Genomic DNA, 13824 nt, shown 5'->3' on the forward strand with positions numbered 1-13824 from the left:
GTAGGTGATCCCCGTCAGCGCACCCACCCGGGTCGCTGCGCGCCTGCGGGCCACCCCCGACGGACCGCTGCCGGTGGTGCACCGGGGCCAGGACGCGGTCTACCTCGACCTCGACGGCTGGTGCCTCGGGGTCCTGAGCACGCGGGCCACCGCGGTGCCGTGCGCGCTGCGCTCGTCCGCCGACCGGGTGCAGGAGGCGACGACCGCGGAGATCCGCGAGGGGGTCCTCCACCTCGACGGCACACCGCTCGCCGTCGGCCGGCTCCTCGACGTGCACGTCCCCCGGCGGCGCGCGGCGGCGGCCACTCCCGCCCCGCCACCTGGCGACGTCGCGGCGATGGTCGGTCGCGGCGACGGGCTCACGCCGTACGACGACGACGTGCTGTGCGGCTGGCTCGCGGTGCACCGCGCGGCCGAGGTCGGCACCGTCGAGGTCGACGCCCAGGTGCGCGCCCACCTCGGCCGCACGACCCTGCTCTCCGCGACGCTCCTCGACTGCGCGATGCACGGCGAGGTCATCCCCGAGTTCGCGGCCTGGCTGGCCGCCCCCCACGATCCCGCCCGCACCGCGACCCTCGCGGCGGTCGGACACACCTCCGGACGCGGGCTGCTGCAGGGCGCCCGCGTCGCCCTCGACCACCTGGAAGGTGCCGCTGCATGACCCACTCCCCCGATCACCGGCATGTCGAGCTGAGGCCGGGCGCGTACGCCGACTCCGTCACGCTGCTGCAGGTCAGCCGCGTCGTGCAGGGCCTCGACGGCGTCCTCGCCGCCCAGGTGGCGATGGCGACCCCGCTCAACATCGACGTGCTGACCGAGATGGGCTTCGAGGTGCCGGCAGCGGCGGGGCCCAACGACCTGGTGGTCGCCCTGCGCCTCGAGGGGCCCGACGCGCTGGCACCCGCACTCGCCGGGGTCGACCGGGCACTGATCGACGCCAACCGCCGCGACGAGGGGTCGACCGCCGTGGCGCCGCCGCGCACGACGGCGAGCGCGCTGCGGCGTACGCCCGACGCGATCGTCGTGGTCTCGGTCCCCGGGGCGCACGCGTTCGTCGAGGCGATGGACGCCGTCGAGGCGGACCGCGACGTGATGGTGTTCAGCGACAACGTGCCGGTCGAGCAGGAGGTGGCGCTCAAGCGCACCGCCGCCGAGCGCGGTGTGCTCGTGATGGGTCCCGACTGCGGCACCGCCGTCGTGGGCGGACTCGGGCTCGGGTTCGCCAATGTCGTGCCGCCCGGGCCGGTCGGCATCGTCGCCGCCTCCGGCACCGGCTGCCAGCAGCTGCTCGCACTCCTCGCCCACGCCGGCGTCGGCGTCACCTCGGCCCTCGGCGTCGGCGGCCGCGACCTCTCCGCCGAGGTCGGCGGCCTGGCGACCCGCGAGGCGCTGCGGCGCCTCGACGACGACCCGGACGTCGAGCTGATCGTGCTGATCTCCAAGCCGCCCGCGGCCGAGGTCGGTGCCGCCATCGAGGAGTACGCCGCCGGCCTGTCCACCCCCGTCGAGCTCGCGCTGCTCGGCCCCGGCCGGCCCGACCTCACCGCCGCCGCGGAGTCCGTGCTGCGACGGCTCGGCCACGACGTACCCGCCTGGCCGGTTGACCCGCCCGAGAGTTTCGGGCGGGTCAACGGGTCCCTGCTGCGCGGACTGTTCGTCGGCGGAACCCTCAAGAGCGAGGCGGAGCTGATCGCCCAGGAGGTTGCTGGGTCCGATGCCGGCCACACGTTCGTCGACTTCGGCGACGACGAGTACACGACCGGCCGCGCGCACCCGATGATCGACCCGACCCTGCGCCTCGAGCACCTCGCCCGGGCGGTGGCCGATCCCGCCACCGGCGTGCTGCTGCTCGACGTGGTGCTCGGCCACGGTGCCGAACCCGATCCGGCCGCTCTGTTGGCCCCCGCGATCGCGGGCATCGACCAGCCGGTCGTGGTCGCGGTCGTCGGCACCGACGGCGACCCGCAGGGCCGCGACCGCCAGGTCCGCGCGCTGGTCGACGCCGGCGCCGAGGTGCACCTGTCCAACGCCGGCGCCACCCGCCGCGCACTCGAGCTCGTGGAGGGACGTCGATGACCACCCCGAACGCCGTCGTCAACACCGGCGCCGACCTGCTGGCCGACGCGGTGGCCGACCAGGCCACGCCCGTCACCCGCGTCGACTGGCGACCCCCGATGGAGGGCACGGCCGGCGACCTCGCGACGGTGGCCGCCGACCCGCTGCGGCACGCCGCCAACGAGCGAGCGCTGGCCGCGATGCTCGGCGTGACCGCCACCCTGGTCGACGTCGCGCCCGCGTCCGAGGTGCTGGGCCTCGAGCCCGGACAGTTCCTGCACGCCGGGCCGCCGATCGCCTGGGACCGCGCGTCGGGCCCGCTTCGCGGCGCGCTCATGGGGGGTGCCGCGCTCGAGGGCCTCGTCGAGGACCCCGAGGACGCCGTCGCGCTGTTCGAATCCGGCGCGAGCGTCTCGCTCGAGCCGTGCCACCACCGCTCGTCGGTCGGCCCGATGGCGGGTGTCGTGACACCGAGCATGTGGATGTTCGTGCTCGAGGACGCGGCCACCGGCCGGCGTACGTTCTGCTCGCTCAACGAGGGGCTCGGCAAGGTGCTGCGGTACGGCGCCTACGGCCCCGAGGTGCTCACCCGGCTGCGCTGGATGGGTGAGGTGCTCGGGCCGCTGCTCCAGGCGGCCGTGCGCGCCCTGCCCGACTCTGGGGGAGACCCGGTGGACGTCACCGGCATCCTCACCCAGATGCTGCAGATGGGCGACGAGGCCCACAACCGCAACCGGGCCGGCACGCTGATGCTGCTGCGCGACCTCTCCCCCGCCATGGTGCGCTCGATCGACGGAGCCGGGTTCGCCGGCGCCGACGTCGCCGAGGCACTGCGGTTCATCGGCGGCAACGACCACTTCTTCCTCAACCTCGCGATGCCGGCGTGCAAGCTCGCGCTCGACGCCGCGCGCGGCATCGAGGGCTCCACGATGGTCGTCGCGATGGCGCGCAACGGCACGGACTTCGGCATCCAGGTCGCCGGCACCGGTGACGAGTGGTTCACCGGACCGGCGCAGCTCGCGGACGGCCTCTTCCTCGGCGACTACGGGCCCGAGGACGCCAACCCCGACATCGGCGACTCCGCGATCACCGAGACCGCCGGCATCGGCGGATTCGCGATGGCCACGGCGCCCGCGATCGTGCGGTTCGTCGGGGGCTCGGTGCCCGACGCTCTCGCGACCACCCGCCGGATGCACGAGATCACGCTGGGCGAGAACCCGCGCTGGTCGGTGCCGGTGCTGGAGTTCCAGGGCACGCCGACCGGCATCGACGTCACCCGGGTGTGCCGCACGGGCATCCTCCCGCAGATCAACACCGGCATGGCCGGCAAGGTCGCCGGGGTGGGCCAGGTCGGCGCCGGGCTGGTCACTCCCCCGGCCGAGATCTTCCCGAAGGCGCTGGCCCGGCTGGCCGAGCTGGCGGCCGCGCGACGTCATCCGTCCTGAGCTGGGGGTTGCTCGGTCGGGATGACGTCCGGTGTCACCGGCTCGCGGCGCGCCGGTAGAGGCGGATCGAGAGCGGCACGAACACCGCCAGGATGATCAGCACCCAGATCAGCGTGTAGAGCACCGGATGCTGCATCGACCACGCGTCGGGCAGCGGCGCCGAGGGATCGGTGTTGCCGAACAGCTCGCGCGCGCCCTGGCACACCGCGGAGACCGGGTTCCAGTTCGCGAACGTCGCCAGCGGGCCGGGCAGGTTGCTGATCGAGACGAACGTGTTGGCGATGAACGTGAGCGGGAAGATCACGATGAACGACGCGTTGTTGACCACCTCGGGCGTGCGCACGACCAGGGCCACGCTCGCCATGATCCAGGAGATGGCGAACGCGAAGACGAGCAGCACGACGAACCCGGCGACCGCCTCGAGCACCGAGGAACGGATCCGCCAGCCCACGACGAGCCCGGTCAGCGCCATCACCACCAGGCTGACGATGTTGATGCCGATGTCGGCGACGGTGCGGCCGAGCACCACCGAGGACGACGACATCGGCAGCGACCGGAACCGGTCGATGATCCCCTTCTGCAGGTCCTCGGCGAGGCTGTAGCCGGTGAACGTCGCCCCGAACACGACCGTCTGCGCGAAGATGCCGGGGACCAGGAACTCGGTGTAGCCCACGCCCGTGTCCTGGCTGCCGATGGCGTTGCCGAACACGTAGGCGAACAGCAGCACGAACATGATCGGCGACAGCGTCGTGAAGACCAGGACGTCGGGCACGCGGAGGATCTTGCGCAGGTTGCGGCGCGTGATCACCCAGGCGTCGGAGATGCCCTCGGCGAGAGCCGGCATCACGCGGCTCCGTCCTCGTCGGTGGCGGGCGCCTCGGCGGCATGGCCGGTGAGGGCCAGGAAGACGTCGTCGAGCGTCGGTCGTCGCAGTCCGGCCTCCGCCACGACGATGCCGGCCCGGTCGAGCCGGTCGAGCAGCTCGCGCAGGTCGCCGGTGCCACCGTCGACCGGCACCGTCAGCCTCCGGTCGCGCTCGTCGACCACCGGTTGGCCCAGGCCCAGGCCCGCGGCCGCGCGCGCCGCCGCGGCCAGGTCGCCCCCGACCGGGAGCCGCACCTCGACCTCCTCGCCGCCGACCTGGGACTTCAGCTCGTCCGCCGTGCCGAGTGCGATCACCGTGCCGTGGTCGATCACCGCGATCCGGTCGGCCAACCGGTCGGCCTCCTCGAGGTACTGCGTGGTGAGCAGCAGCGTGGTGCCGCCGCGGACCAGCTCCTCGATCACGTCCCACATCCCGACCCGGCCACGCGGGTCCAGCCCGGTCGTGGGCTCGTCGAGGAAGATCACCGGCGGTCTCGCCACCAGCGCGCCCGCCAGGTCGAGCCGCCGTCGCATGCCGCCCGACCACCCCTTGACGACCCGGTCGGCAGCGTGGGCGAGGTCGAACTGCTCGAGCAGCTCACGGGCCCGCGCCCTGCTCGCAGCCGCGCCGAGGTGGTAGAGGCGGCCGACCATGTCGAGGTTCTCGAACCCGGTCAGGTGCTCGTCGACCGCGGCGTACTGCCCGGAGACACCGATCCGTCGCCGCAGCTCCCGCGGGTGTCGCAGCACGTCGATGCCGGCGACCTCGGCGTGCCCGCTGTCGGGCCTCAGCAGCGTCGTGAACACCCGCACCGCCGTGGTCTTGCCGGCGCCGTTGGGTCCGAGCAGACCCAGCACGGTCCCCTCCTCGACCTCCAGGTCGAGGCCGCCGAGCGCCGTCACCGTGCCGTACGTCTTGACCAGGCCGGCAGCCCGGATCGCGGTGGGCATGAGACCACCTTGCCCCCGACCGACCGACCGGGGCCACCGACTTAAGGCTCGATCCGCGGCCTCCAGAGCGCGCGCCCCATGTCGACCTTGCCCGAGGGACGCAGCGGCGTGGCCTCCTCGAGGTAGGCCTGGTGCGCCTCGCCGTCGTGGCACGTCGGCGGTGAGCCGTCGGCGTGGACGACCCGCCACCACGGGACCCCGCCGCCCTGCGACGACATGACCGAGCCGACCTGGCGGGGGCCGCCGCCACCGAGCAGCTCGCCCACGACCTCCGCGATCACGCCGTACGTCGTGACGCGCCCTCGGGGCACGGACTCGACGCAGCGCAGCACGAGCTCGGCGTACTCCTCCGGGTCGACCCGCATGCCGGGCAAACTACCCGAACGCGACGACGGCCCCGTCCGGTGTGGACGGGGCCGTCGTGCGTGATGCCACCGGAGGCAAGTTCCGGGCCTCCGGACGCTCCCTCAGCTCAGCCGATGGCTCAGAGGATCGGGTTGAAGGGCTCGGTGCCGTTGACCAGCTGCAGCCCGGAGATGCCGGAGTGCTGCTGGGCGAACGCCAGCTCCTTCGAGAGGTCGCCGATGTTGTTCGACGCGGGCAGCGGCGCGAGGCCCAGGGTGGAGAGGACGCCGACCGCCTTGCCGTCCGCGCTCAGGAAGCCGGAGCCGGAGTCACCGGGGATGCCGGGCAGGACGGTGTAGAGCGGGTGGGTCCACCCACCGTCGGCCGCGTTGTCCCCGAGGCTGATGCCGGTGTGGGGCGAGAGCGGCGAGAGGCCGGCACGAAGGCTGGAGTTGCCGTAGGTCCAGACCCGGTCACCGGCAGCGGTGCCGTCGGTGTCGATGCCCACGGGGCCGCCCCAGAACGGGACCGACGGGTTCACCTTGGACACGTCCGCGGCGGCGACCTTCACGAGGGCGAGGTCGTTGTAGGCGCAGGTGTTGGCGTCCGTGGTGCCGAGCTTGTGCATGGTGTCCCACGACGAGTAGACCAAGGTGCCCGAGCCCACCTGGGTGCCCTCGCTGAGCAGGCTGCCACCCTCGTTGAACGTCACCTTGGTACCCAGCGGCAGGGAGGCCGCCTTGCAGCCGTCGGTGTCGGTCGCCGCGCCGGTGCCCGCGCAGTGCGCCGCGTAGCCGACGTACACGTTGCCGGCGCCGTCGGTGTAGACGAAGTTCGCGGTGCACTGGGCACCCTCGGTGTACATCATCGTGCCGGGGTGGATCTGGGCGGTGCCGGCCGGCGCCCAGGTCGGCGCGGCGGTGGCGGGCGCGGCGGTCGCGAACGCGGCGGCGATCACGCCGCTGGCGAGCAGGGCGGTGGCACCGGCGACGCGGCGCATCGTGGACGTGGAGGAGAAGCGCATGGGGTGGGTGACCCTCCCGATAGGGGGCCGGCGGTCGCCGGCGCCGGGTTGCTCTGTCGGGAGTGACAACGACCACCCACCCGCCGGGGTTACGCGCGGGTAGTCGATGCCGAGTCGGCGCCAGTTTCCAGGAACTGGCGCCGACTCGGGGGTGATGCGCGGGAAGCTGGCGCCGACTCGGCCTAGTAGGAGGGCTGGGAGGGGTCGATCTGGTTGACCCAGGCGACCACGCCGCCACCGACGTGCACTGCGTCGGCGTAGCCGGCTCCCTTGACGATCGCGAGCGTCTCGGCCGAGCGCACTCCGGACTTGCAGTGCATGACGATCTGCTTGTCGGACGGCAGCTTCTCCAGCGCGCTGCCGTTGAGGAAGTCGCCCTTGGGGATCAGCACCGAGCCGGGGATCCGGTTGATCTCGTACTCGTTGGGCTCGCGCACGTCGACGAGCACGAAGTCGCGGGTGCCCTCCTCGCGCTCCTTGAGCATGTGCTCGAGCTGGGTCACCGAGATCGTCGAGCCCGCCGCGGCCTCGGCCGCCTCGTCGGAGATCGCGCCGCAGAACGCTTCGTAGTCGATGAGCCCGGTGACGGTCGGGTGCTCGCCGCACAGCGCGCAGTTGGGGTCCTTGCGGACCCGCAGCTTGCGGTACTCCATCTCGAGGGCGTCGTAGATCATCAGCTTGCCGACCAGCGGGTCACCGATGCCGGTCAGCAGCTTGATGGCCTCGTTGACCTGGATCGAGCCGATCGCGGCGCACAGGACGCCGAGCACGCCGCCCTCGGCACAGCTCGGGACCATGCCCGGCGGCGGGGGCTCGGGGTAGAGGCAGCGGTAGCACGGCGCGTCGTCGGCGAGCGTCGGGGCGAACACCGAGGCCTGCCCGTCGAAGCGGTAGATCGAGCCCCACACGTAGGGGATCTTCAAGAAGTACGCCGCATCGTTGACCATGTAGCGGGTCGCGAAGTTGTCGGTGCCGTCGACGATCAGGTCGTAGCCCTCGAACACCTGCAGCACGTTGTCGTTGTCGAGGCGCTGCTCGTGCAGCACGACCTCGACGTACGGGTTGGCCTCGGCGATCGACTCCTTGGCCGACTGCGCCTTGGACTTCCCGACGTCGGACTGGCCGTGGATGATCTGGCGCTGCAGGTTGGACTCGTCGACCTCGTCGAACTCCGCGATGCCGATGGTGCCGACGCCGGCCGCCGCGAGGTAGAGCAGGGCCGGGCTGCCGAGACCGCCGGCACCGATCACCAGCACCTTGGCGTTCTTCAGCCGCTTCTGCCCGGTCATGCCCACGTCGGGGATGATCAGGTGGCGGCTGTAGCGACGCACCTCGTCGATGGTCAGCTCGTCCGCGGGCTCCACGAGCGCGGGAAAGGACACGGCGTACTCCTTGCGTGGTCGGTTCGCCTGGTCGGCGCTGGTGAGAACGCCGCCCGGCCCTGCCATGTTCCCCGCGGGGCGGTCACGACCGGCCCGTGTCCCGTCATCCGGACGGGACGAACCGCCGAGTAGGCTGCGCGGGTGACTGCCGAGTACGACACCCCTGCCGCCCGACCGCGGGGCGCCCGGATGCCGCGACGCGAGCGTCGCACGCAGCTGATGGAGTCCGCGCTGGAGGTCTTCGTCGCCCAGGGCTACCACGCGGCCGCGATGGACGACATCGCCGAGCGCGCGGGTGTCTCCAAGCCCGTGCTCTACCAGCACTTCCCGGGCAAGCTCGACCTCTACCTCGCGCTGCTCGACGAGTCCTGCGACACGATCATCGACAACTGCCGCGTCGCCCTGGAGTCCACCGACGACAACAAGCGGCGGGTCGCGGCGACGATGGAGGTCTTCTTCGAGTACGTCGCCGGCGCCACCGGAGCGTTCCGTCTGGTCTTCGAGTCCGACCTGACCAACGAGCCCGCCGTCCGCGGCCACGTCGACCGGGTCACGACCGAGTGCGCCGCGATGATCGCGCACGTCATCCACGACGACACCGGACTGCCCCCGGACGCCTCCCGACTGCTCGCCGTCTCACTGGTGGGAATGGCGCAGGTCAGCGCGCGGTTCTGGCTCACGGAGCCGGGCGGCATCAGCCAGGACGACGCGGCGGCTCTGGTCGCCGGACTGGCGTGGCGCGGCATCCGCGGCTACCCCAAGTCCGACGAGCACTGAGCCGGCGGCACATCCACCACCGCCCCGCACCACCCCCAGCAAGCCCGAAGCAGAAGGAGGACCTCGTGGAGGTCAAGATCGGCGTGCAGCACGCCGCCCGTGAGCTGATCATCGAGACCGACCAGCCCGCAGACCAGGTCGAGAAGCTGGTCGCCGAGGCGGTGGCCGGCGAGGGTGTGCTCACACTGACCGACACCAAGGGTCGCAAGGTCATCGTCCCGGCCGCCAAGCTCGCGTACGTCGAGATCGGTCACGGCACCCTCGGTCAGGTCGGGTTCCGCAGCTGACGTGAGGCACCAGGACAGCCGGAGCACGCGCGGCTGATCCTCAGGACGGCGCGCAGGGGAAGCCCAGGGTCGTCAGGACATGGTGTGCGGGCGTGCCCGGCGGCGCCACCAGCACGACGTCCGCCCCGTCCTGGGACCACCCCAGGGCCTCGGCCAACACCGGGACGGCGAGCCTGCCCAGGAACATGACCGGGCCGAGATCGACGACCAGAGGGGCCGTGCCGCCTCGGGTCCGATGGAGCAGCTCGACCCGCAACATCTCCACCGATCGCCCGTCCACCCGGCCGTGGACGGTCACCCGGCCGGGACCGTTGTCGGTGGTGCGGAACTCCGCGGCAGCCGTCCCGTCCCGCTCGACAGGGGCCTTGCCCCGGAACATCGTGACGGGACGTCCGATCCGGTGACGCACGGTCACGGTGGTGCCCTGGCTGCGGCGGTCGACCTCCAGGTGGTCGACCAGGCCGCGGGCCATGGCCAGGCCGCGACCTCGACCTCCGGGCCGGGCGATCCGCCAGCGGCCATGATCGGTCACGGACACGACGGCGTCACCGGCCGGAGACAGCGTGGCGTCCACGACGAGGCCGTCGCCGGGGCCGGGCCGGCGACCGGCGTACGCGTGCTCGACGGCGTTGGACACCAGCTCGCCGACGGCGTGCAGGATCACCGTGGTGTCGAGGTCACCGGCGCGCAGCTCGTCGAGCCAGTCCGCCAGGCCGGTGCGGACACCCCGCACCGCGGGTGCCGCCGCCGGCAGGACCAGGTCGATCGTGGAGGTGTCGGGCATCCGCTCGGCCGCCAGCAGCACGATGTCGTCGGCGCTCCCCGTCTCACCGACCAGGCCCGCGAGCACCTGCTCGCACACGCGACCGGCCGTCCCCCGGATCCCGTGTCCGCCGCCGTGCCTGGCGAACACGGCGAGCGCGGCCTCGGCCAGCTCCCCGGCGCGCTGGTCCGCGGTGCGTGCCGCCCTGGTCGTCAGCCCGTCGGAGTGGAGCAGCAGCAGCTGGCCCGGCTGCAGGACGTCTGCACCGGTGGGGAACCCCACGCCCGAGCCGAGGCAGCCGCCGCCCGAGCGTGGGAGCATCCGGGTGCTCCCGTCCGGGTCGACGACGAGAGGCGGCGGGTGACCCGCCGTGCAGTACGTCAGCGCCCCGGTGTCCGGGTCGAGCAGCACCAGCACGACGGTGGACACCGATGCCGCAGGCAGCTCCTCGGCGAGCCCGTCCGCCGCGTGCAGGGCGTCCTCGATGCTCGACCCGGTGCGCAGCTGCTCGCGCAGCACCGCTCTCAGCGCCGCCGTCGTCGCCACCGCCGCGGCGCCGCGCCCCATCACGTCGCCCACCACGAGCGCCACGTCGCCCCCCGACGTCCGGACGACGTCGAACCAGTCGCCGCCGGCTCCGCCGACTCGCTCGGTCAGCAGGTACGTCGCGGCCAGGTCGACGCGGGGAAGCACCGGCAGCTCCTCGAGCAGGACGGCCTCGAGCATCAGCACCGCAGCCTCGTCCGACACCGGGTGGAGCCGGGCCACCACGCCGGGGGTGTGCCCGTGACGTCCTGCCCAGGCCTGCAGGTGGACGTCGAAGGTGAGAGCTCCGCCACCCGTCTCGAGCACCAGCCGGGTCACCACCGGTGCTGGCGACCGACGTGCCTGGGACCAGCAGTCGAGCTGGTCAGGGTCCAGGGCCGGCAGCGCCTCCGCGAGGTCGACCTCCAGCGCGCGCTCGCCCAGCACAGCGCGGGCGGCTGCGTTCGCGGCGACGATCCCGTGCCGCTCCCCCTCGGTGACGAAGACCGGCTCGGGCGCGTGCTCGAACGCCGCCAGCCGCGGGTCGTCGTCAGATGAGCTCGTCCACCATGCCGACATGGGTGCCTCCCTCCGTCCGGTCCGCAGGGGGTACCCGTTCGGCGCGGTCTCACCCAGCGCTGGTGCTCCCCGTCGACCGCTGCTCGACCAGCATCCGCGCCACGTCGCGCAACTTGACGTGCTGGGTGCTGCTGAGCTCCACGAGATGGTCGAAGGCCTCCTGGACGCTGCAGCCGCGCTCGGCCATCACGATGCCCTTGGCCTGGTCGATGGTCGCGCGCGACAGCAAAGCCGCCTCGAGCTCTGCCGACTCCCGCTCGAGGTCCTCGCGGACCTTCGCCTCGTGCAGGATCGCGGTCATCGACGCGCCGAGCAGATCAGCGGAGTGGACGATCTGCTCATGGGGCGGGTCGCCCAGGTCTCCGTACACACAGAGGACGCCGAGCAGCACGTCCCCGACCGCCAGGGGGACGGCCACCGCCCCGAGCTCGGGGAGCCGGGGGTCTGCGGCGAGCCCGGGCCACCTCGGGTCCGACCGGAGATCACCCGAGACCACCGTCCGGCGGTCGTGGAAGGCCAGCACACTGGGACCGTCCTCCGACGCGAGCTGGGCGCCGTCGACCACCTGGGCCGTCGACGCGGAGGACGCCAGCCCGGAGGGGGCCGTCGGCGAGCCCACGATCACGCTCACCGCGATCCGGTCGCCGAGCGCCTGCTGGCAGACGGCGACGGCACGCCGCAGCAGATCGAGGTCCTCGAGCGGCGAGGCCGGCAGGGCGGCCAGCGCGACGAGCGCCTCGGACATTCCGAGTCGATCCGCCGAGCGATCGGATCCGGCCGGCGGCGGACCGATGAGCACCCAGCTGATCTCTCGCGCCCCCGGCGACGCGATCGCCGCGCTCACCTCGACGGCCATGGCGCGGCCGTCGCGGCCGACGACGGTCGCCGTACGCCGGAGCCGGTGGCCCTGGGCGAGGCCGGCCAGGGCCGCGCGCAGTGAGGCGCGGTCCCGCGCCGAGAAGAACCTCAGCAGATCCGTGCGCACGAGCTGGACCGGCTCGACCCCGAGGAGCAGCAAGGCGGCGGCGTTCGCCCCGTCGACCGTCCCGCGGAGATCGGTGGTGACGACCGCGACCGGCAGCAGCTGCCGAACGCGATCCTGCTGCCAGCGCAGCAGCCGCTGGCTCGCCAGGAGCCGCTGGATCTCCTGCTCCTGCGTCCGGATCTCCTCCGCGGCGACCCGGAGCTGCTCGTGTGTCGCCTCGAGCTCGGCGAGGACCGCGGTCATCTCCGCGGACTCCCCCACCAGGTCGCGCAGCTGCAGGATCCGCGCATACAGGTCCGGCACCAGGCCCAGGTCGACGGACCTGGGCGACGGTCCGGCTACCAATGGACCGGCTGACCCACGGCGCCAGCCGTGGGGATGGACCGGGGCAGGAAGGGGCACTCGAACGATGGGCCGGACGACCCGCGTGGCCTCGACGTCATGGGACAACCGTACGCGGGCCGTGGCAGCGAGACCTGCTCTCCGGTGCCCCCCAGAAGGGTGAGGCTGGTCCACGCGCGCCCGACGTACGCTGGCGTGGTCGGCAACCGCTCAGCCCACGGCGGCGGCCGCTCCAGATGTGAGTCCTTCTCATGGACCAGTTCGTGCTGCGCAAGCCCGCTGACGGTCAGATCGTGCTGACCTGTCGCGGCGACCTCGACCTTCTCACCCGTGCCGCCCTCGGCGCAGCCCTGCACGATGCCCTCGGCCCCGCCCGTCGCGCGCTTGTCGTCGACCTCGATGCCGTCGAGTTCATCGACTGCGGCAGCGTCCGGCTGCTCGCCCAGGCCGCCAGCCTGCAGGCCGGCCAGGGCGGCGACTTCCTGGTCGTCTGCTCCAGCGACTTCCTGCGGCGCGTGCTGCGGCTCACCGGCTTCAGCGACCACTGGACCGTGGTCACGGAGCTCAGGGCGGCCCGCACGCCTGCGGACCCCCCGGACCGCGTCAGCTCGCGAGTCCCAGCTCGGCCATCCGTTCGGCGTGCCGCTCGGTGATCCGGGTGAACATCCGGCCGATCGCGGCGAGGTCGAGCCCCGGACGGTCGACCCCACCGGCCAGCAGCGCCGAGAGGGCGTCCCGGTCGGCCGCGACACGCTGAGCCTGCGTCAGGGCCTCCCCCATCAGCCGTCGCCCCCAGAGAGCGAGCCGACCGCCGAGCCGGTGGTCTGCGGCGATCGCTGACCGGACCCGGTCGACGACGAACGCCGCGTGCCCCGAGTCCTCCAGGGACGCCACGATCAGGTCGCGGGTCTCGGCGTCGAGGTAGGCCGCGATCTCGCGGTAGAAGTCGTTGGCGAGGCCGTCGCCGACGTAGGCCTTGATCAGGCCCTCGTACCAGTCCGCCGGCGCGGTGTGCTGGTGGAACCGGTCGATCGGGCCCACGAACGGTGCCATCGCCTCGAACGGGTCGGCACCCAGCTGCGCGAGCCGGCCGTTGAGCCGGGCGACATGGGCGAACTCCGCGGCTGCCATGCTCGCGATCGCGACCTTGTCCTCGAGCGTCGGCGCCAGCTTCGAGTCCTCGGCGAGGCGCTCGAACGCCGAGATCTCGCCGTACGCGATCGCCCCGAGGAGGTCGATCACCGCCTCGCGGTACTCCGGGTCCTGGAAGGCGACGCCGTCGGTCTGGCCGTCGCTCGGGCCGGCGGTCGGGCCGTCATTCGTGGAGGTGTCGTCCGGCGGGGATGAGGGCACGTGCGCACCCTACCGATAGGCTGGACCCGAACGGGTCGCCCCTCGCGACCCGCGTATGGGCCCGCACCGGGCCGCGTATGTGCGCGGCAGACCGCTGTACCTGCAGTCCGCCGCATCCGACATTCATTCGGTTGAACCCGGCTGACT

At 72.8% G+C, this 13824-nt stretch carries 14 protein-coding genes; 6 read left to right on the forward strand and 8 right to left on the reverse strand.

What is annotated here, in order from left to right; translation table 11 throughout:
* Nucleotides 1-4 precede the first annotated feature (4 nt).
* From AC3ANS_RS15960 to AC3ANS_RS15970, 3 genes are read left to right on the forward strand one after another with little or no spacing between them, the layout of a single operon-like run.
* On the forward strand, nt 5-661 hold the full coding sequence (locus AC3ANS_RS15960; RefSeq protein ID WP_488292564.1) for an oxamate carbamoyltransferase subunit AllH family protein: 657 nt from the start codon (nt 5-7) through the stop codon (nt 659-661).
* Nucleotides 658-2076: an AllF/FdrA family protein gene (locus tag AC3ANS_RS15965; RefSeq protein WP_488292565.1), complete on the forward strand. Its 1419-nt coding sequence runs from the start codon at nt 658-660 to the stop codon at nt 2074-2076. The genes AC3ANS_RS15960 and AC3ANS_RS15965 overlap by 4 nt, the downstream gene beginning before the upstream one ends.
* On the forward strand, nt 2073-3500 hold the full coding sequence (locus AC3ANS_RS15970; RefSeq protein WP_488292566.1) for a YlbE family protein: 1428 nt from the start codon (nt 2073-2075) through the stop codon (nt 3498-3500). Before AC3ANS_RS15965 ends, AC3ANS_RS15970 begins: the two co-directional genes overlap by 4 nt.
* Before the next feature lie 34 nt (nt 3501-3534).
* On the opposite strand, the gene AC3ANS_RS15975 is transcribed toward AC3ANS_RS15970, so the two are convergent.
* The 5 genes from AC3ANS_RS15975 to moeZ all read right to left on the reverse strand — a co-directional run bounded on the left by AC3ANS_RS15975 (nt 3535) and on the right by moeZ (nt 8066).
* Nucleotides 3535-4344 (reverse strand): ABC transporter permease, encoded by an 810-nt coding sequence (locus AC3ANS_RS15975; RefSeq protein ID WP_488296510.1) that lies wholly within the window; start codon nt 4342-4344, stop codon nt 3535-3537.
* Complete coding sequence (locus AC3ANS_RS15980; RefSeq protein WP_488292567.1) at nt 4344-5315, reverse strand: ATP-binding cassette domain-containing protein; 972 nt, start codon at nt 5313-5315, stop codon at nt 4344-4346. Before AC3ANS_RS15980 ends, AC3ANS_RS15975 begins: the two co-directional genes overlap by 1 nt.
* Nucleotides 5316-5356: 41 nt before the next feature.
* On the reverse strand, nt 5357-5680 hold the full coding sequence (locus AC3ANS_RS15985; protein ID WP_488292568.1) for an MGMT family protein: 324 nt from the start codon (nt 5678-5680) through the stop codon (nt 5357-5359).
* A 119-nt stretch (nt 5681-5799) separates the two neighbouring features.
* Entirely contained in the window at nt 5800-6684 is an 885-nt protein-coding gene (locus AC3ANS_RS15990; RefSeq protein WP_488292569.1) for a hypothetical protein, read from the reverse strand.
* 182 nt (nt 6685-6866) lie between these two features.
* Nucleotides 6867-8066 (reverse strand): adenylyltransferase/sulfurtransferase MoeZ, encoded by a 1200-nt coding sequence (gene moeZ / locus AC3ANS_RS15995; RefSeq protein WP_488292570.1) that lies wholly within the window; start codon nt 8064-8066, stop codon nt 6867-6869.
* A gap of 141 nt (nt 8067-8207) precedes the next feature.
* Here moeZ and AC3ANS_RS16000 point away from each other — a divergent pair, with 141 nt between their 5' ends.
* Both AC3ANS_RS16000 and AC3ANS_RS16005 read left to right on the forward strand, forming a co-directional pair.
* The gene (locus AC3ANS_RS16000) at nt 8208-8843 is read left to right on the forward strand and encodes a TetR/AcrR family transcriptional regulator (RefSeq protein ID WP_488292571.1); all 636 of its coding nucleotides are present in this window, start codon (nt 8208-8210) and stop codon (nt 8841-8843) included.
* A gap of 65 nt (nt 8844-8908) precedes the next feature.
* Nucleotides 8909-9130: a DUF3107 domain-containing protein gene (locus AC3ANS_RS16005; protein WP_488292572.1), complete on the forward strand. Its 222-nt coding sequence runs from the start codon at nt 8909-8911 to the stop codon at nt 9128-9130.
* Between the two features lie 40 nt (nt 9131-9170).
* On the opposite strand, the gene AC3ANS_RS16010 is transcribed toward AC3ANS_RS16005, so the two are convergent.
* The gene (locus tag AC3ANS_RS16010) at nt 9171-10997 is read right to left on the reverse strand and encodes a SpoIIE family protein phosphatase (RefSeq protein WP_488292573.1); all 1827 of its coding nucleotides are present in this window, start codon (nt 10995-10997) and stop codon (nt 9171-9173) included.
* A gap of 49 nt (nt 10998-11046) precedes the next feature.
* Nucleotides 11047-12285, reverse strand: a complete 1239-nt coding sequence (locus tag AC3ANS_RS16015; protein WP_488292574.1) for an ANTAR domain-containing protein — start codon at nt 12283-12285, stop codon at nt 11047-11049.
* Nucleotides 12286-12575: 290 nt separating this feature from the next.
* Between AC3ANS_RS16015 and AC3ANS_RS16020 the strand changes: the two genes are divergently transcribed.
* Complete coding sequence (locus tag AC3ANS_RS16020; RefSeq protein WP_488292575.1) at nt 12576-12977, forward strand: STAS domain-containing protein; 402 nt, start codon at nt 12576-12578, stop codon at nt 12975-12977.
* On the opposite strand, the gene AC3ANS_RS16025 is transcribed toward AC3ANS_RS16020, so the two are convergent.
* Nucleotides 12928-13677 carry a ferritin-like fold-containing protein gene (locus tag AC3ANS_RS16025; RefSeq protein ID WP_488292576.1) on the reverse strand — a complete coding sequence of 250 codons (750 nt, stop codon included), beginning with the start codon at nt 13675-13677 and terminating at the stop codon, nt 12928-12930. The genes AC3ANS_RS16020 and AC3ANS_RS16025 overlap by 50 nt on opposite strands.
* Nucleotides 13678-13824: the final 147 nt, after the last annotated feature.

Source organism: Nocardia sp. 149-1B, assembly GCF_057747975.1.